The organism is Pseudoalteromonas sp. PB2-1 (genome assembly GCF_045040605.1).
GTDB lineage: Bacteria > Pseudomonadota > Gammaproteobacteria > Enterobacterales > Alteromonadaceae > Pseudoalteromonas > Pseudoalteromonas arabiensis.
In genome coordinates this window covers 691,276-710,501 of sequence record NZ_CP090667.1, presented here as the reverse complement: position 1 = coordinate 710,501, position 19,226 = coordinate 691,276, and the positions used below count along the sequence as shown (strand labels likewise).

Here is a 19,226-nt window from a genome sequence, read left to right as displayed (position 1 = left end):
CTAGCTCATTAACGACAGGTAATGCTCAAATTGCTGCTTTAAAAATGCTTGCTCAGACATGGGTCTGCTATTTATGCTTGTGTACACGCCTTCTCGTGTGTTTTTACCACGCTTAATCTGGTAGGCCCAAAAAGACGCTTCATAATCTAGTTGAATTTGGTACTTTTGCTCTCTCGGCAACTTACATAAATTAAAACTCATACTATCTCAGGAATAAAGTGACTATTTTTCCAGTATAACAAAGTAAAGAAAAAATTAGCATATTAACGACCTGCCAACCTTGATTTTAGCCACACATGAAAGTAAATTAACGACGAATTTACGCCCGCTAGGAAAGCACAATGCCAAAGTTTATCATTTATTTTTTCGCATTTGTTTTGCTTTGCTTTGCTTTTTCGACTCACGCTAGTTTATTAATATTCAACCGCCCTGCTGATACACCGCAAGCACGTTATGTCATAGATTTACTTCGTATGGCTTATAAAGAGATTGGTTACGAATTACATATCATTGATTTTAATCATCAAAGTTCTTTAGCTGCTGCAAACGAAGGGGTTCTTGATGGGCAATTAGGCCGCATCGCTGACGTAACACAAGATTACCCTAACCTATTAAAGGTTGATTTCCCGCTATTTAATTTTAATTTGCTATTACTAAAAAACTGTCAGACGTGTCTTTATAGCGACTTAAAATCATTAGCAATCCAGTCTAGCTACCCTGCAGCACAAAGTTTTTTAGATAAACAGCCATTTCATGGCGATGTTATCACTGTTAGAAATATCACTGCTCAGCTAAATTTACTGACACAAAAACGTGTTGAAGGGGCCCTCTTACTCGACTTTTTACTATCAACAAAACACCCTAACTTTGATCAGAGCCAATTTCACAAAGAAGTACTAATGTCTATGCAGAGCTTTCACTTTGTGCATAAGCGTCACGCGACATTAATCCCTAAGCTGACAGCTGCATTAAAAAAGTTAGATGAACAAGGAACAGTGCGATTTTTAAAAAATAAATATAACCTTACCGACTTCTAAAAATCGAAACCACCTTGCTCAGGGCTAGATTGTATGTGTGCAGCCGCATTGAGCTTTTTCTGAAGGAAGCGTTTATAACGCTGCTGACATAAAATAATCACTTTTCTTTTTTCCGCATTACTGAATTTATTCCAATGAAAGCGCTCATCACGGCTGCGATAACACCCTTTACAGTAACCACGGTTATTAACCTGACAAATTCCTTTGCAAGGGCTTGGGATTTCAAATATTTCAATTTGTTGCATCACAATTTGCCAGTAAATTAAAGGTACTGAAAGTATAGCCTGAAATTTAGTCATAAAAAAAGCCACTTAAAAAGTAGCTTTTAAAATGCGTTACTCTGATTAAGATTCGCTCGTTGCAAGCTCTGCCTTGCGATGAAATGGTTTTGCATACATAGCTAAGACCAAAGGCTTTAATTCTTCAGGAACTTGGCTTAAACGCGCATCAAATGCTTCAGCGTCTTTTTTATCTATTACTGCTTGTTTACAGCCACCAGCAATATAATTACCAGGATGTAAGAAAAACGAATCAACAATTTGCTGATCAATCGTTTTTGCCAACTCCTCTGGTGATTCACAACCTGACTCGATTGGCTGACCAAACGCTAAGTGAACATGCCCTTTGGCTGTACTGAAACCTTCAACAATGCTGGCTATATCTTCACCTTGCTGCTTCACATACTGGCCATGTTGTTGCTTATGATACAACTCTTTTGCTTTTGCAATTGCACATGGTTCATACTGATAGGAAATAGAAACAGGTACTATTTTTAGCTCACGCACATAATCTGCAAATTCTTTTTTCTGTTTACGACCTTGTAATTGCAACATTTTAAGTAGTGCAGGATCAGTTTGGTCAAAACCATCCTTCGCACGACCTTCTTTTTGCGCTATCCAAATAGAGTGGCCTTCAGCCAGTGAATCATAAATATAAGCAGAAAGTTGCGAGAGCGCTTTTAACATCTCTTTTGGTGCTTTCGCGGAGCGCTTAACAATAAAACTCTTATTCAAGCGCATTAACTCAGTAATATATGGAATTTGCAGCAGGTTATCACCAATTGCGATGCGAACAGTCGGCATATTGTGTTTAAACAAGCCCCAGTTAACCAGAGCAGGGTCAAGAACAATGTCACGGTGATTAGAGATAAATAAATAAGCTTGCTTCGGATCAAGTTTATCGATACCTGAAAACGTGACTTCCGACGTAGTACGAGTAATTAGCTTATTCAGATAATCAGCAACTTCATGCTGAACTTGTTCAACTGAGTTGGTTTTACCCCACTTTTTTCTTAACTGCTGACGTACTAATGGGCGTGTTATAAACGGAAAATAAGATAAAAAGCGTGGTAGATTATACTTAGCGATAACATCCACAAAGGCATTATCAGCAATTAAACGCGCCACTGAGTCTGCAACTTCATCATCATTGTAAGGTCTTATATCTGCGTATTTATCCACACATTCACTCATAAAAACTACTTAAGTTAAAAAACGGCACGCTTAGCGTACCGTTTAAAGAATTGGCGGATTATAACTCAGGCAATTTTAAATGCGAACCGAGACGCGATAGTTAACCTATATCTTCTCTTAATAGTTATAAAAATATATTTTATAACAATCAATTAGCTAATGCTCTTACCAGTCTGTGTTGACTTCTTTAAGAGTATTTTTAACGCTAACCTCAACATTAAAGCGACCAATAATACGCCACACACTAAGCTCAACCAGTGCGGTAATACTTGATGTTCTTCCCCCATCATGGGTGCCACCACAAAACCAAACTCAGAAACTAGGTAATCCGTTAAAAAACCGAATAGTAATGCAACGCCTATGACACCGATTAAATAAGCAACTACAGCGCGTTTACCCAACTCTTTACCCACCACACCCAATGTTGCAACATTTGTGGCAGGGCCTGCCAACATAAATACCAACACGGCGCCTGGTGATACACCACTGAGCAATAAACCGGCTGCAATCGGGGTTGATGCCGTCGCACAAATATACATAGGAATGCTAATTAAGATCACCACCAGCATTGCAAAAATACCACTTCCCCACTGACTCAAGTACGACTCAGGCACATAGGTTTGGACCAGTGCGGCAAAAAATAGACCGATAACCAACCATACCATGGTATCTTCAAGCAACTTATTACAGCTAAAACTTATTGCGCGTTTAAGCTTTGCAACCCCTCCTTCAATTTTAACGACTTCCTTTTTACTTGCGCAGCAGCTTGTTTTCTCAACAGTGGGAGCTTGCTTTGTACTACAACAACTTGATGTAGGCTCTTTAGCGGTTGCTTGCTTAGTGCTACAACAACTACTTGTTACTGTTTCAAGGTTATGCGAGGTTTTAGTACGCTCATTATTAAACTCACTCTCTTTACCAACTAACACACCAGCAGCAATCGCACTACATACGGCTGCAATCGGCCTGATCACAGCCATAAAAGGGCCTAATAAAACATAAGAAACAGAAACAGAGTCAACGCCCGTTTCAGGGGTCGATACTAAAAAAGCCGTCGTCGCACTTTTTGAAGCGCCAGCTCGCCTAAGTCCTATAGCGGCAGGGATCACACCACATGAGCACAATGGCATTGGGGCACCAATAAGAGCAGCTTTAATTGTGGTCCAAAGTCCCTCTTTACCAAGATGGCGATGCAAAAAGTCCGTAGGCAAGTAAACATTTAATAGTCCTGCTATTAATAACCCCAACATCAACCAAGGGGCAGACAGTAAAAATAACTGCCAAAAATTAGTGAGTAAGTCCATCTATATCCTCCAATGTCGTTAATATAGAGCAATTTTCAGCAGGCTCTTCGCCGCCGCAACACTTCTTTGCTAATAGCGATAATGAATCATAAAACCGTGTTAATTCCTCAATACGTTGAGCGACTAAATCACGTTTTTGTAGAGTCATTTCTTTAACTTCATGGCACGAATGCTGATCTTTATGAATTTTTATTTGCAGCAACTCTTTAATTTCAGACAAGCTAAACCCCACGTTTTTAGCGCGTAAGATAAACGACATCTGTTTAATGTCTGTATCGGTATAAATACGGTACCCTGACTGTGAGCGCGAACTAGGCGTTAACAAACCATGTTTTTCGTAGTACCTTAATGTATCTGTTGAAACTCCCAACTTGCGGGCAAATTCACCAATTTTCATCACCGTCTCCATTTAAAAGCTTATAAGTACTATAAACCTTGGAGTACACCCTAAGGTCAAGCATTAAATTAAAAAAGGAAAGCACATGAATATTACCATCCTTGATACCGCCACATTAGCAGATACCTCATTAGATTCATTAGCAAACTTGGGAACACTCTCTTGCTATGATTTAACAGACCCACAAGATGTTGTTTCTCGTTGTCAGGATGCCGATATTATCATTACTAATAAAGTCGTTATTGATCAAAAAGCGATGTTGCAGCTTAGCAACCTAAAACTAATTTGTGTTGCAGCAACAGGCACCAACAACATTGATTTAGATGCAGCCAAAACGCACAATATTGCCGTCACCAATGTGGCAGGCTACTCCACCCCTTCTGTGGTACAGCATACATTCGCACTCATCACTAACTTACTGGGTAATACCCACCGTTATATTCAAGATTGCCAATCTGCAAAATGGCAGCAAAGCCCGATGTTCTGTCGTTTAGATTACCGTTTTAATGATATGTCAGGCAAAACACTTGCGATTATTGGTTATGGTTCACTTGGTAAAGCGGTTGCTGATGTAGGCCGTGCTTTTGGTGTTAATGTAATAATAAGTGAACGTAAAGGGCATGCTCCTCGCGAAGGACGTGTTAGCTTTGAAGAGGCGATTAAAACAGCGGATATTATCAGTGTTCATTGCCCACTGACTGATGAAACTCGCAACCAAATAGCGGCTAAAGAGCTTAATATGATGAAATCAACAACAATCCTAATAAATACAGCACGAGGGGGAATTATCAATGAAGCTGACTTAGCCCACGCCCTTGCTAATAATGTGATTGCGGGTGCCGGTGTGGATGTGTTGAGCAAAGAGCCAGCAGAAGAAAATAACCCACTTGCCATATATCAAGGTGATAACTTATTACTAACACCTCATATCGCTTGGGCGAGTCAAGAATCAATTGCTCGACTTGTGGCTGAAATAGCACTTAACATCAACGCCTTCAGCCAAGGTGAGGCACGAAATAGACTGGTCTAAAAAACAATTTTTTAGCCAAATAAGCTAAGTAATGAGTTCCACATTACTTAGCTAGCTCGCAACAACAAGCTAATACTTTGATTATAAAAGAAATAAAATGTTGGCAAATGGATTGCTATATATGAAAAAACGAAACGATAAAACAAGGGATATAACAATGAAAAAAGCACTTCTTATTGCCGCGCTAACTGCACCTTTTTTAACCGGTTGTGTCATTGCCGTATCAGACGGTGAAGCCGAAACTCACTGGGCAGGCGACTCGTCAACAAGCTGGCAAAAACACCACAAAAATAATCGTGAAGTCATTGCAAACTTAGCACTTGATACGCCTTACCAAACGGTGCTCAATAAACTAAGCACTCCTAACTTTACAGAGTTACTAAAACAGGATGACGGCGTATACCAAGTACTCTTTTATGCCACTCATAGCATCCACTCAGACAGCAAAACGACCAAAGATGAGTGCACCCCTTTGGTCTTTAAAAACGATAAATTAATTGGTGTGGGCGACACTATTTATAAATCACTCAGTAATGGCTAATTACTTTATGCAGGGGTAGACAAATAACCTACTCCTGCAATGTCGCAGATACTAATCGCGATACCACTTGGTCGCGCCCTGCCTCTTTAGCTTGGTATAATCCTAAATCGGCTTCTTCCAGTAATGTTTGCTCAGCATAAACTTGCCCTGACTCTGTGGTGGCAATACCAATACTAATTGTTACATACTCTGAATTTAAAGAGGCCTTATGCGGAATATTTAACTTATTAACTGCATTGCGTAACTTATTAGCGAAAGCAACCGCCTCTTTAGCAGGAGTGCTGGGCAACACAGCTGCGAATTCTTCCCCGCCGTAACGGGCAACAAAATCACTCCCTCGCTCGCATGAGCCAACAAGTGCATGTGCTATTTTTTTAAGGCAATCATCACCCGCACGATGACCGTAACAGTCGTTGTAACGCTTGAAATGATCAACATCCATCAATAAAACCGACAAAGGGGTATGATCTCGTCTTGAGCGCCGCCATTCCCTAGATAAGTTTTCATCAAGATAACGTCTATTAGGAATTTCAGTTAAGCCATCAATCGATGCCAACATTTCGAGTAGATCATTTTTTTGTTTGATCATTAACTGATTGCGAACACGGGCACGAACAATCGCAGCGCTAAAGGGCTTAGTTATATAATCCATTGCCCCTAATTCAAGGCCCTTGGCCTCATCATCATGGCTGGTATTTGCGGATATAAAAATAACAGGCAACATATTTGTTGTTGTATTTTCTTTTATTTGTGCCAGCACTTCATAGCCATCGATACCCGGCATAACAATATCTAAGATTAATAAATCAACGGGTTGTGTTTTTAAAAATGTAAGTGCTTTTTCACCACTTTCAACACAAAAAACATCGTAATCTTGTCGCAATGTTTTTTCTAAGACCAAGCGATTTAACGGATCGTCATCAACAATCAGTACCTTGGCTTTTTTCAACATTTGTAGATCCTTGTTCGATGATAAATGCAATAACTTGCTTTATGTGTTGCTGCAGCTCATCGTTTAATAGCTCAGGAAGCTTGCCTTGCGTTTTAAGTTCAGCCTCACACTGTTTAGCACATGCTGACAATCGCTTAAAACCTAAATTACCAGCAGACCCTTTGACATTATGCACAACTCTAACCAGTTCTTCAGTAGTACTTAAGGTAGAAATTTCTAATAATTGCTGTGCGGCCATAGTGGCAAACTTTGACAACATAGTTAATACCAAATCACTATCATTTGCAAACTGAGTTAAAACAAAAGAATGATCAAAAAATGGTTCAATTGGTTTATCAAGTTCACTCATTGCTAAAAAGAGCTTATTTGCAACAATTGGCTTTGTTAAATGCTTATTCATACCTGCAGCGACAGATTGTTCAATATCAGCAGCTTCGCTATGAGCGGTTAAAGCATAAATAGGCATCTGCTCTTTTGTGAATGATTGCCTAATAATTCGTGTCGCCTGACAGCCATCCATCTCTGGCATTTGAATATCCATAAAAATCAGATCTGGGGTTAAGCTTGCTGATAACTCAATTGCTTTTGCACCACTATCAGCACAAATAACAGTAATGTTAGCCTGCTTCAGAATACTTTTAATAATACTTAAATTAAGTGGATTATCATCCACTGCAAGCACTAATAGACCTGATAAATCTGTACTTGATGGGAGTAACGGGCTGTTTTTTTTGGCGGTCTGTGTGGTTTTATCAAGCTGTAAACAAAAGCTAAATTCACTGCCTTTCCCCTTTTCACTTGTGAGTTTAACTTCCCCCCCCATCAATGCGACTTCATATTTAACAATTGCTAGACCAAGTCCTACACCTTGATGAGAACGAGTAAGCGACTCGTCTCCTTGCGTAAAAGCATCAAATAATCGACTTTGATCAGCGTCGCTAATACCAATCCCCGTATCCTTAACTACAAAGCAAATAAGTTGCTGCTCATCGGACTGTTCAACTAAAGTAAGACTCAGTTTTACACTGCCATGTTCTGTAAATTTAGCCGCATTGGTTAATAAGTTTGCGAGCACTTGCTGTAAACAAATTTGATCACCCAATAAATTTGCATTAATGGTGTCATCAAATTCGACGCTAAACTCTAAACCTTTTTTACTGCAAAGAGGCGTTGCAATCCCTTCACAGTAATCAATTAAGTCAGCCACGCTAAATGGTGCCTTGTTTAATTGCACTTGCGCACTTTCAACACGAGCAAAATCAAGCATACGATTAAGTAGTGACAACAAACTATTTGCTGCCGACTTAGCTTGCGATGCGTAGCCTCGCTGCTCTGGCGATAAACCTTGTAAAGCGATTACATCTATTAAACCTAACACTGCATTAAGGGGCGTACGTATTTCATGACTTAAATTCGCAATAAAACGACTTTTAGCTAATGTCGCTCTCTCCGCATCATTCTTTGCCTGAATTAAATCTGTGACATCTTGCACGTGCAAAACATAATAATCAGGGGTTTGTTCGTTATCCCATACCAAGGAGACACTTATTTGCAACCAACGCTTTTGCTCTTGTTGAGGTAAGCTAAAGTGATAAACATTTTTCTTCTCACTATGCAGCTGCTTAAGTGTTTGCGTTAATTTTTCTAGTGATTGCGCAACGAATAAATCAGCCAACATATACTGACTGGGTATATTGTGGCTTTTTTGCATTGAAAATATCTGGCGGGCAGCTTTGTTAGCTTGTAACACTTGGTAATCTAGAGATAATAAAATAACCCCGTTCGCTGCATACTCCATGGCACTTTTGAGCTTTGCTTCTGAGCTTTGCAACGCATTAAGCGCTTCGTGTTGCTCTGTTATATCTCTACCTATGGTCATCGTACCTAACAGTTGTTGATGCTCATTATAAAATGGCGCAATACTGAGGTTGTATGTTTTATTATTTGTAACTAAGCGTTTTTGATAGACTTGACGCTCAGTTAACACGTTCTCTTCTAATAAACTCAGCTCAATATTGTCTTGATTTGTGTTAGTAAACTTTTCACCAACGAGTTCTTCTTGTGGCATGCCTACGTAACTTTCGTAAGCTTTATTGCAACCTAAAAAAACACCGTAAGTATTTTTAAAATAAATGAGATCAGGCACATTGTTAAGCATGGTGTTTAACAAGGCTAAATGACGTTCTTTGGCATCAATACTACGTCGTAATTGCTCTGATTTTACTTGAACTTGTGAATCAAGTGCCTTGTTGGCTTCTTGTAAAGATGTAACTAGCTCTTCATTACGCTTAAAGACCTGTTTAACTCTACTAAACCACGGTTGCCAATCGGTCGGTATACGGTAATGTAAAAGCGGGCTGCTATTCTCATTATGCTGATCTAAATAGCAGATCAAGTGTGTCATGGGCTTAACAAATATACGTTGGCTCAACCAAAATACCCCACTGAACATCATTATTAAAAAGACGCACAAAAATATAAACTCTATAAGAATATCATAACTAATTGGCTCACTAAGCGCCTGTTTAGATTCATAAAACTGGGTATGAATGGGCAAATTATCTGAGGTTTGAACCAAGTAGCTATGTGACTTTTTTGCGGGCCGCTTAATGTCAATAATCATTGGCTCAGGCCAGTAATCACCTGCACCCACTGCACTATTTAAGCGCACGTCAGAGCTGGCTATAACTTGGTTATGTTGATTTATAAAAATATACTCCCCCTGCGGGGGCGCTATTTTCTGCAACCAATTTGAAATGGCTTCTAAATCATAAATTAAAATGATGTAGTCATGGCTTGTGGCTGTACGCTTTTTACCAATTGCAAAATAAGCATGATTATTCACAGTAACGACTTGGCTTGACGAAAGTGTGTTGTCGTTTAATTGCTGTGGTTTGAGTTTATTATCGAGTATTGTCGTTAGTAACGTGCTGTCTGCGGTAGAACGCCGCTTGATGTAGGCAAAACCTTGCTCATTAACATAAGCAACCGCTTGTAAAGATTGGATAAGTGAGAGTGTGGTATTAAAAGAGGGCCCTAATGCAATAACCTGCCGCCACTGTTCAAGTGCATAAGAAGTGGAAGCAAACTTACCCTGTCCAACTATTTCGCCAATTTCATCACCAACTGGCTGATAATAGTAATGCTCAAATTGGTTGACATTTTTAGTCCAGCTTGGGTCAAAATCATATGATAAAGGCTGCTCGTACAATGTAAACATAGTATCAATCAGCCCATCGGCGGCGCTCATTGCATGGCTCAGTTGAGCTGAAATATTATTAAAGCTGCTGTGGCGATTCTCAATTGCACGCTCAAGTTTTAAGTCGTACAAATGCAAGCATAAAAAAAACGCCACTAACAATGGCACAATCAGTGCGACAGTGATAGAGCGGTAATAACGTTTAAGTGGTAAAAAGTTCACTAGCTTCAAAGTACCTTGCCTCGGAACTTTCTAGATTAACGAGGCAAGGATCTGCTGGCAAGTTATAAATTTTCTTCGGCAAAGCTTGCCAAGCGACTACGGACAACGCCGTTTAAGTTGACGGTAGCACTTCCCTCAAAGTCTTTAAAGCGTTCAACAATGTAAGTTAAGCCTGAGGTAACTGGGGTCAGGTAGTTACTATCAATTTGTGCCAAATTACCTGAACATATAAGCTTGGTCCCTTCACCGCAACGCGTAATAATGGTCTTTAATTGTGAAGCTGTTAAGTTTTGGCTTTCATCTAAAATCACCCCCGAATTGATATAATACTATCATACCCTTAATAAACTTGAACAAAAAAGTTTTTACACACATACTCTAGCTAAGAATCAAAGGTGAACGAAAATGATACTTCGAAATACAACAAAAACTAAAATAATTAAAGCATCAGTCAACTTTGGAAAAGGAATGTCTTTTCACCTCGATAAATCAGGGCAACCTATTAAGACTGAAAAAGGCATCAGAACTCACTCATATAGGCACGATAAAATAGAACCTAATTTTCCAGTGCTATATCACCCGACTCGCTTCACCGAATGCCAAGAAATGAACTTATTTTTAATGCACCGCTTTGAAGGTCATTTCAGTCTCAAAAAGAATCAAATAGACAATGAGGCTTTTAGTGACGCTTATCATGCCAGCCAACCGGGAAAGCCATTAGATGTTAAGTCTGTTTGCAGTATAGCTAAGCACTTAAAAGCTTTCTTAGATTGGTTGGATAAAGATGATGCATCCTATTTTGAAGTAATAACTGCACCACTTTCAAAACAATCTGTAGATGATGATATTTCTAGGTTACCTGTGTGGAGATATCACAAACATTTATGTGAAAGAGTCGAAACCAAAGATAAGTCTAAACGCATAAGCTTTAACAGCGCTCAAGAACGAATTAGAGCTGTTAAAGCATTCTATATATGGAGCCATAAGCGCGGGGCTATAGATAGCCTCCCCTTCTCACTTGAATACAAACAGGTACGTATTAAATCGAAAGCTAAATCAAGTGTAAGTTCATTGTTTCAATTACCTACTAGCAACACACGTTCTGGAGGCTTATGGAAGTGGGTTAGTAATTTGAGCATTCCAAATACATTGAAACAAAAGGAAGACTCACCCGAAAAAGATCTACAACCATATTCTCCAAAAGAACTTAAACAGTTGCTGGAGACGGATACGGCTCAAAAAGAGACTTATAAGCTTTATTTGCAATGTGCTTTGCTAGGTGGACTTCGTTCTTTTGAGATTTCAGCCATCGACCAGAAAGACCTTTTTGATCCTGATGAAAAAGAAAACGAGAAACGTATTCCAAAATTGAACATTGTACGAAAAGGACATAAGCCAGTGAGATTAACAATAGCGCGAGTTCTAATGAAGCTTTTGTACAATCACACTTTGACAATTCAAAATATGAAGCGACGTACCAAACATGAGACTAATCATGGTATGGACAATAGTGAACATCCGCTTCCTTTGTTTATGAATAGTTCAGGATCGCGGATAAGCGAAGATACACCGGGGAATACTATTTCCATAGTTAGAAAAGAACAAAGGAAGCAGGGATTAGAAATACTATTACGCACATTCCATGACTTACGCGCTACCTTTGCTACTTATGTCGCTAAATACCTAATTGACAAAGGTGAATCGGAGAGTTCCATCAGACAGACACTAATGACCTTGATGAGTCACGAAAGTTTTAAAACAACCAAACGTTACATCGACTTTGCCAAAAGTGTAGCAGTGGATGCATACGGAGCAATGTCAGAGTGGGTGAAAGATATCTACGGTGATGTTGACGAATTACTGATGCGTGAGGCTGAAGATGCAGCAGCAAGTTAAAACGCGGAAGTCCAATCGTATTCCTGCTAGATTTAAACCTCATTCAATTGTTCTAGCCAAACAGTTAGACGTTTTATTTAACAGGGCATATGACAAAGAAAACAATATTAGCGCAGATGACGACACTGCTATTTCAATGAGTCGCTTGCGGAATGCTTGTGTCAGTTTACAACACACTCTTCCTCTAGCCCTTAATAAGGTTAGTACAGATACTGCGACATCAATTCAAACTTCGGGATTAAATGCTCTATCAGACTTTGAAATTTGGCAAGAACTGGAATACTTTTGCATTAATGAAATAAATGATGTCAAGCTACCTAGTTATGCTACTCGTATAGAAGAAGCCTTAGAAAACTTAGCTAAGTTTCATTTTTATGATAACGCTATCAACGCTCCTTTTAGGCTAGTAAATGGGGCTACTTCAATCGACATAACTAAATTATTCGAACTTGAATTCCATCAAGTAAAAGAGATTCGTAAATTACTAAATAAATATCTGGACTATCTCGTCCTTCCAGAATTAAGCCTCAAAGATTCTTCTATTGGGGACAATATCCTCAAAACTGCGACAGCTATTATAAATCTTTGTCTACATGATACTTTTAAGAATACTGAACGCGTCAAACTGCCATTATTGGCAACATTACAGGATAGGGAATTCGTTTCATCATTTATATGCAATCACAACTTCCGTACTTTTTTAAAATTTATACTACCCGATGTGTGGGGTAAAGCTAGAGTCAATCAATTTAAAACTGAAGCCGAAGTAATAGGGTATGCACAAAGCATATCATCCAAATTTGGCAATGAAGTTGATGCTTTTTTGAAAAATCAGATAGCAAGCGCTTCGGAAGCTAATACAACAAGAGTTAGATCCTCAACTTTATCATTTCCAAGGTGGTTGAATAGTGCTGGTAGCGTAGCATCACCAATAATTAAGCTGCTTAGTGAGCGTGGAATTCAAGGGTTTGCAGAAAATGGCCTTCAGGGATTTAAATACCTTTATAAGCATTACCAAGAAGAAACTCAAAATAACCAGCAGTTTTTACTGCTACTAAACGCTGCATTGGACCTTTACCACTTTGTTACGGGTGAAAAAATCGCAAAGGAAAGTTTATTACCCTACTCATTGGGCTATTACCTTAAAGAAAGTGACACTACCGAATGGCAGAAGCATGAGTGGGTATATGACAATGCCTATAAATTTTATCAAAACCTAGTCGAATACCATAAAGTTTTTACAAAGCGAATTGATGGCGAGAGCATAGGTATCGTCACTCTCAAAGGTTACATAGGTAGTATGGCTAGAGCATTGAAAGAAAATGCATCATCATTAACAGATGAACAAATGAAGCTTATTGCCAGTCATGGGGTTCATGCTTTTGTTGAAAATAACTGTGAGATACTAAAGGCTATAAGAGAGGCAATTCAACTAAAATCAAAACAAGGCGATTTGTCGGTTTTTGTTGGTAATCAATATCAGAGCGCTATCGACAAATTACTATCGTTTTATGGTCTAGATACTATTAAAAGCTTTCCGGTCAACACCGAATTAACTGCACAACATCAAGAGCAACTATCTCAGAATCAAGATAAACTCTACTCATATAGAGAAGTAGTAGAATTAGCATATTACATAGAAAAAGGGCTTTCTGAGACCTTACTCACAATTAAAGACAAAGTTACACTTTATGCAGCAAAAGTCATATTGAAAACTGGTTGGAATTCAACTCCTACGCTAGAGCTTGATACTGACGACTTATTTTTCTTTAACACGCCATTACATTCAAGTAAAACTCCTGCTCTTCGTTTATTTAAACGCCGAGCTAATTATCAAACTCAATGGCATAAATTTGAAATTAAAGCCGAAGATCTAGAAAAAGAAGGCGTCTTATACGGCGACGTTGTCGAACCAGTAATATTTGATATTAAGGCTGCGACTAGACTTACGTCTATTTACCGCCCTTCTATTGAGAACCTATCAAAAAGAATTTTTGTTTTTCCCAAAGTAAATAGTATTGGAGAAGTAAAGATTCAATTATTAACAGCATCACGTTTCAAGACCACTATAGATAGGATATTGACTGAGCTTGGGTGTGATATCGTATTTAATTCGCAAAAGATCAGAAAATCAGGGCTTAACTACATTTACCGAAAAGTTGCCAAAGAATTTAAGTGGTATCAAAAAGCTGGCAAGCACTCTTATGAAACGTTCTTGCGTCATTATTTAATGCAAGATAACAAAGATGTTGCAATGACAATCAACAGAGCGACAAAAACAATGGCAGACTATTTTGTTCGCGATGTTACCGACAAAGTAATCATTTTGCAGACTCCACCAGAAGACGGTAAAAAAGTCCCGAATGGCACATGCATTAACTCAAAAGATAAATCCGCAGTAGTGGCATTCGAATCTCAAAACAGGAAATTATTAGACCAGCGAGATACAAACGAGCATGCATGTGCCGACTTTAACGCATGCTTGTGGTGTCCGTTCTATCGCTGTGTTGCTGACGCATTGCATGTTTGGAAACTTTTGTCATACCGGGATTTTGTTGTTGCTGATATGGAAAACTCAGCCGCAACATTTGACTCTGTAACAGAGCAACTGGAAAACATAGAGCAGTTGAAAAATAGAGTTAACGAAATATTAACTGATATTGCCAAGCTTAATGCTCAAGCTGTGATTGATGGAAAAGAATTATTGAGAACAGAGGGTATTCATCCTCATTGGAAAAACACAGGTTTGCTATGACCAAAGAGATAACTAAAACAAAACTACTTGATATCGCTGTTGTAAAAACACATACAGGTCAAATCACTATAAAACCTTTGGTTCAGGTGTTAGAAGATTTTAAAGTTGATGATACTAGCGCTTTTAATTCGATTGCTTTGTGGGAAAACAGAGCATTGAATATTGCTAAACATGGCACTATTCACTTTGGCGATGACACTTGGATAAGCTATGAAGAAACGCAAAGAAATGTGAATTTTAAAGGTGTTGATGAATTAGCATATCAAATTCGAATTTATTCACTAATTAAACTCACACATGGTGATGTTGTAGGCGGTAAACCTCTAAAAATCTCTACACTTCAAAATGATGTAACGTATCTAAATTTAATTGCAGCCTTCTTAAGACAAAGAGGTTATCACTCATTTCATGAGTTGGAGTTCAAATCTGACTTAGTTATTAGGAATCTCATAAAAGACTATTTATATGAAGTCGGGAAAATAGCTATTTACAGACAATCACACTCATTTACTAAACTATTTGACGTGCAACGAAGCTTTCGTCTTTTTGGCCCTAAGGTGTGTAGTGTTTTTATTAATGTGCTTAACCAACTAAACGAGTTACACCATCCGAGACCAGTCACTTATTCGCACCCTGTCATTCCTACTAAAGTAATGAAAAAAATTCTGAAGTTTGCAGAAAAAATAGTTGAAAACTCTAAGGATAAGATAGAACGATGGCTAGAATTAAATGCACGCTTAATAGATAGTTTACATGAAGGCTCCATTGAACCACCGCCCAAAATGAATACAGGTGAGCTAATAGCAAAACATGTAAGAAACTTACCCAATGAAGAGGAATTCATTCAATTATCCGAAGAATTAGAAGATTTAAAATTAGCCACATACATTAATATCTTGGCCTATACAGGTATGAGATATAACGAAGTACTTACATGCAAGGTTGGCTGTGCCAATTACAAAGATGATATTTATTACATTACGGCAATTATGACCAAAACCGACAACAGTAAGGTTGAGATGGAATGGTTTTCAAACGCTGAAGTACATGAGTGTGTTGGTATTTACGAAAAATATGTGATCGGTATGCAAGAAAGGGCAAAAGCTGTACTTTCTTCATGCAGAGCCAATATAACAAGTAGTCAAGCACACAATTTGAAAGAAGGGTTAGAAAGAAACCGTCTTTTCGGGGTTTCACATAGTAGCTGTAGTGTTAGTTTTAGCGATGCTGGGCGATTCACAAAATTTGAGGTTAAAAACAGTGAAAACATTGAGCTTTTTGACTTAACTCTAGACGATGATGATATAGCAGAGCTTGAACGCCTTGAATCTAACTACAAAGAGGTTAGAGGAGAGAATAGAGGTGTCCCATACGAAGAAGGCGATACGTTTAGATTAACCGCTCACATGTTTCGACATACGTTGGCCTACTTTGTCATTGCCAATAAATTAGGTGAGCTTGATGATATTAGATATCAATTTAAACATTTAACTAGCCTAATGACGTTTGTTTATACTCGAAGAGCATTTTTGGCCTCAACAACTTTAATTAAAACTACTGAAGAGTTTAATGAGATTTTAATTGACCGTGTTGCAGAAGAGTTAATAGATGAAGCCGAGTCACAATCACTTAAAGGTGGTGCTGGTGAGCAAATTAATAAAACATCTAAAGATCTGATAATAGGTATTACTGATAGTCAAAGTAAAGATTCGACTGTGATTAAGCAGATCCATTTCAGTTCAATTGAAGAACTGAAAAAATTTCTCGTCAAAAATATTAAAAACATACGTGGCTTACCTACGGGGTACTGCACTGCGGGAGAAGCTTGCAAGATAAAAGGAGCAGGAATCCCTAGTGGCTGTGTGTATTGTGGTAGTAAAATCATTACCAAACGCCACAAGGTCAATTGGCAAATAATAAAAAAAGAAGCAACGCAGAAACTAGAGGCATATGCGGCATTAACCAAAGAAGAGCAAGAAGATTACGAGCTATTTGCTATTCACTGGAAAAATAATATAGCAGCAGCTGACTATGTATTAGATGAAGGCAAAGCGCATACAAACCAAGGAGAACAAGCATGAGTAGCGCATACGATGATATAAAACGTGCTTTTGAAGAGATGAAATCTGATGGCAGCAAGATAACCAAAAATGCAGTAGCAACGAGAGCTAAAAGAAATATTGCAAATCTATCTAAAGAAGAAGAAAAATGGGTAAAGTTACGAGAAAATATTGAAAAAGCTCAATTAACTTGGGAAGAAAAAAATAAAGATAATTTAATAAAACAACTCAGAACAAAGGTAGCCGAACTAAAAAGCAAGCTTGCTAAAGAAAAGCAAAAAAACGAGATTGACCCTAAGGAAATCGATAAGGATTTTGAAAAGCTACTGGTGCGATTACAAGAAATGTACGCTGAAATAGATAAGCTCAAACTGATTAATGCTGATTTAAAAAATCAACTTCAGCACTCAGGGCAACATACAGAAATAAGAGTGGATACGTCTACTGGTGAAATTATTGAATTAGTTTCAACGAAACAATAGATTAGATGTAGTAGTAGATTAGATGTAGTAGCTCATATCTCATCTTACAGTTTTGTTGATTAGGTTTAGACTTCACCTGACAGGCAGCAAGAGCGAACAAGAGACGGTCAGAGTGATCTGGATATGTGAACTTAATTCTACAAAGCGGACGCTTAGCGACCCCGTTCATGCAATAAAATTGAGTTTAGGCAATCCGCATTAATTGTATAATGATGTCTCTGCTTCTAAAGAGTATGTTTATGAGAACCATTGGAAAACTGGCAAAAGATTTAGATATCAATGTTGAAACGATCCGCTTTTATGAGCGCCAAGGTTTAATAGAGCAGCCTCCAAAACCCGAATCAGGTTATCGAAAGTATGACGAGACACACGCTAATCAACTCAAATTTATTCTGAAAGCTAAAGCATTAGGGTTTACGCTGAAAGAAATTGAATCACTGATGTCACTAAGTAGCAGTTGCGCTGATATAGAATCGATGGGATTGCAAAAACTTAATCTCATCCGTAATAAAATTGCTGATTTACAGCGGTTAGAGAAAGTAATTCAAGATATGACAGATTCTTGCAAGGCCAATCAAGACCCTCAATCCTGCCCGGTAATAAATTCACTTAAATAGCTATTGACCCCGTACTTATGTACGGAGTTTATACTACCTTAAAAATTGAGGTAGATAGTTATGATCAATAAAATTCTAGATAAAGTAGGTTCTGGTGGCGTTTGGCTAGCCGCCCTTAGTTGCACAGCATGTTTTCCTGCGCTCGGCTCATTGGCATCTGCTCTTGGGTTAGGTTTTCTTTCACATTTTGAAGGGATAGCGGTGAACACCTTATTGCCATTATTTGCTTCACTAGCGTTGTTAGTTAATTTCTATAATTGGTATCAACATCGAGAGTCATTAAGAGGCATTTTAAGTGTCATTGGCCCAATTGCAGTATTGCTGACCCTTTATCCTTTATGGCAATACGACTGGAGCACTTACTTATTTTACTTTGGGATCATTTGGATGGTCGTAATGTCTATTTTAGATATTGTTAAGCCCATTAAGGAACCAGTATGCAAGGTATAGAATTAAAATCTAAGATAACTTGCCCTGAATGTGGATTTAGCAAAGTTGAAACCATGCCTACAAACGCTTGCCAATGGTATTACGAATGCGAAAGCTGTAAAGCACTACTTAAACCGTTCAAAGGTGATTGTTGCGTTTACTGCTCTTATGGAACAGTTAAGTGTCCTCCTATTCAAGAAGGCAATGCATGTTGCTCAGGTAAGTAGCCTAGTATTCGGTGGTTCTGTGCCAACCAAGTAATATCTTAAATGCGATTGCGATTAACACTAAACCACCAAATAGTTCAGCTTTAGACTCCAGCCATACGCCACTTCTTTCGCCGATATTCACACCAATCTAGCTAAAGGCAAACGTCGTGACGCCTATTATCAAGCAAGCTACGGCTATATCTACCTCAAGCAATGTGATTGCATAACCTGCCGCCATTGCATCAATACTGGCGGCAATAGCAAGAACAAATAGCACACGATGAGTAACATTAGCAATATCTTCTTCAATTCCTTCAGATTGGGACTCATAAATCATTTTTGCCACCGATAAATAATAGCAAAATAAAAGCTATCCAAGGTGCATAATCTTCAATCCAAGATGATCATCCTTTACCGCTGTAATAGCCTAAAAGAGGTATAAAGCCTTGGAAAAATCCAAAATAAGCAACGGCTTTAATAAAGAGTTTTTCAGCATTTGCTACTTTTTTAGAACCTAAGCCTATGGATACTGCAAACACGTCCATACTGAGTGCTATAGCTAATACAAATACTTCAAACAAATCGATTAAACCTGAATAAAATTGTTATAAGATTACGTGACGT

17 protein-coding genes and 2 pseudogenes are annotated in these 19,226 nt (G+C 38.4%); 10 read left to right on the top strand and 9 right to left on the bottom strand.

Going from position 1 to position 19,226, the window contains the following annotated elements; genetic code table 11:
- On the bottom strand, window positions 1–201 hold the full coding sequence (locus L0Z67_RS03375) for a DUF3283 family protein (RefSeq protein WP_062570102.1): 201 nt from the start codon (window positions 199–201) through the stop codon (window positions 1–3).
- Window positions 202–341: 140 nt separating this feature from the next.
- Between L0Z67_RS03375 and L0Z67_RS03370 the strand changes: the two genes are divergently transcribed.
- A complete protein-coding gene (locus L0Z67_RS03370) occupies window positions 342–1,037 on the top strand; it encodes a transporter substrate-binding domain-containing protein (RefSeq protein WP_083515345.1) in 696 nt (231 codons plus the stop codon).
- On the opposite strand, the gene L0Z67_RS03365 is transcribed toward L0Z67_RS03370, so the two are convergent.
- The 4 genes from L0Z67_RS03365 to zntR form a co-directional block, all read right to left on the bottom strand.
- Window positions 1,034–1,282 (bottom strand): DUF1289 domain-containing protein, encoded by a 249-nt coding sequence (locus L0Z67_RS03365; RefSeq protein WP_062570219.1) that lies wholly within the window; start codon window positions 1,280–1,282, stop codon window positions 1,034–1,036. The two genes, L0Z67_RS03370 and L0Z67_RS03365, sit on opposite strands and share 4 nt — an antisense overlap.
- Before the next feature lie 99 nt (window positions 1,283–1,381).
- Window positions 1,382–2,509 (bottom strand): 1-acyl-sn-glycerol-3-phosphate acyltransferase, encoded by a 1,128-nt coding sequence (locus L0Z67_RS03360; protein WP_062570101.1) that lies wholly within the window; start codon window positions 2,507–2,509, stop codon window positions 1,382–1,384.
- A gap of 152 nt (window positions 2,510–2,661) precedes the next feature.
- Window positions 2,662–3,813, bottom strand: coding sequence for an SO_0444 family Cu/Zn efflux transporter (locus L0Z67_RS03355; protein WP_062570100.1), 1,152 nt, complete (start codon window positions 3,811–3,813; stop codon window positions 2,662–2,664).
- Complete coding sequence (zntR, locus tag L0Z67_RS03350; RefSeq protein WP_083515344.1) at window positions 3,797–4,210, bottom strand: Zn(2+)-responsive transcriptional regulator; 414 nt, start codon at window positions 4,208–4,210, stop codon at window positions 3,797–3,799. Before zntR ends, L0Z67_RS03355 begins: the two co-directional genes overlap by 17 nt.
- An 85-nt stretch (window positions 4,211–4,295) precedes the next feature.
- On the opposite strand from zntR, the gene L0Z67_RS03345 reads away from it, so the two are divergent.
- Both L0Z67_RS03345 and L0Z67_RS03340 read left to right on the top strand, forming a co-directional pair.
- Window positions 4,296–5,240, top strand: a complete 945-nt coding sequence (locus L0Z67_RS03345) for a D-2-hydroxyacid dehydrogenase (protein WP_062570099.1) — start codon at window positions 4,296–4,298, stop codon at window positions 5,238–5,240.
- 157 nt (window positions 5,241–5,397) lie between these two features.
- Window positions 5,398–5,781 carry a DUF3192 domain-containing protein gene (locus tag L0Z67_RS03340; protein ID WP_062570098.1) on the top strand — a complete coding sequence of 128 codons (384 nt, stop codon included), beginning with the start codon at window positions 5,398–5,400 and terminating at the stop codon, window positions 5,779–5,781.
- A gap of 28 nt (window positions 5,782–5,809) precedes the next feature.
- On the opposite strand, the gene L0Z67_RS03335 is transcribed toward L0Z67_RS03340, so the two are convergent.
- The 3 genes and pseudogenes from L0Z67_RS03335 to L0Z67_RS03325 all read right to left on the bottom strand — a co-directional run.
- Window positions 5,810–6,733, bottom strand: coding sequence for a diguanylate cyclase (locus L0Z67_RS03335; RefSeq protein WP_062570097.1), 924 nt, complete (start codon window positions 6,731–6,733; stop codon window positions 5,810–5,812).
- On the bottom strand, window positions 6,702–10,154 hold the full coding sequence (locus tag L0Z67_RS03330; protein ID WP_405128447.1) for a response regulator: 3,453 nt from the start codon (window positions 10,152–10,154) through the stop codon (window positions 6,702–6,704). Before L0Z67_RS03330 ends, L0Z67_RS03335 begins: the two co-directional genes overlap by 32 nt.
- Before the next feature lie 62 nt (window positions 10,155–10,216).
- Window positions 10,217–10,474 (bottom strand): annotated as a pseudogene (locus L0Z67_RS03325) (PhoH family protein); the annotation flags it as partial.
- A gap of 85 nt (window positions 10,475–10,559) precedes the next feature.
- Between L0Z67_RS03325 and L0Z67_RS03320 the strand changes: the two are divergent.
- The 7 genes from L0Z67_RS03320 to L0Z67_RS03290 all read left to right on the top strand — a co-directional run bounded on the left by L0Z67_RS03320 (window position 10,560) and on the right by L0Z67_RS03290 (window position 18,620).
- On the top strand, window positions 10,560–12,050 hold the full coding sequence (locus L0Z67_RS03320) for a site-specific integrase (RefSeq protein WP_045979589.1): 1,491 nt from the start codon (window positions 10,560–10,562) through the stop codon (window positions 12,048–12,050).
- On the top strand, window positions 12,034–14,805 hold the full coding sequence (locus L0Z67_RS03315) for a hypothetical protein (protein ID WP_062566146.1): 2,772 nt from the start codon (window positions 12,034–12,036) through the stop codon (window positions 14,803–14,805). The genes L0Z67_RS03320 and L0Z67_RS03315 overlap by 17 nt, the downstream gene beginning before the upstream one ends.
- The gene (locus L0Z67_RS03310; RefSeq protein ID WP_045979590.1) at window positions 14,802–16,886 is read left to right on the top strand and encodes a hypothetical protein; all 2,085 of its coding nucleotides are present in this window, start codon (window positions 14,802–14,804) and stop codon (window positions 16,884–16,886) included. The genes L0Z67_RS03315 and L0Z67_RS03310 overlap by 4 nt, the downstream gene beginning before the upstream one ends.
- A complete protein-coding gene (locus tag L0Z67_RS03305) occupies window positions 16,883–17,347 on the top strand; it encodes a hypothetical protein (RefSeq protein WP_016708220.1) in 465 nt (154 codons plus the stop codon). Before L0Z67_RS03310 ends, L0Z67_RS03305 begins: the two co-directional genes overlap by 4 nt.
- A gap of 239 nt (window positions 17,348–17,586) precedes the next feature.
- Window positions 17,587–17,964 (top strand): MerR family transcriptional regulator, encoded by a 378-nt coding sequence (locus tag L0Z67_RS03300; protein WP_016708221.1) that lies wholly within the window; start codon window positions 17,587–17,589, stop codon window positions 17,962–17,964.
- Window positions 17,965–18,024: 60 nt separating this feature from the next.
- Window positions 18,025–18,414, top strand: coding sequence for an organomercurial transporter MerC (merC, locus tag L0Z67_RS03295; RefSeq protein ID WP_016708222.1), 390 nt, complete (start codon window positions 18,025–18,027; stop codon window positions 18,412–18,414).
- Window positions 18,402–18,620: a GDCCVxC domain-containing (seleno)protein gene (locus L0Z67_RS03290; protein ID WP_062566147.1), complete on the top strand. Its 219-nt coding sequence runs from the start codon at window positions 18,402–18,404 to the stop codon at window positions 18,618–18,620. Before merC ends, L0Z67_RS03290 begins: the two co-directional genes overlap by 13 nt.
- A 1-nt stretch (window position 18,621) precedes the next feature.
- Here L0Z67_RS03290 and L0Z67_RS03285 read toward each other — a convergent pair.
- Window positions 18,622–19,183, bottom strand: a pseudogene (locus L0Z67_RS03285) (manganese efflux pump MntP family protein).
- Window positions 19,184–19,226: the final 43 nt, after the last annotated feature.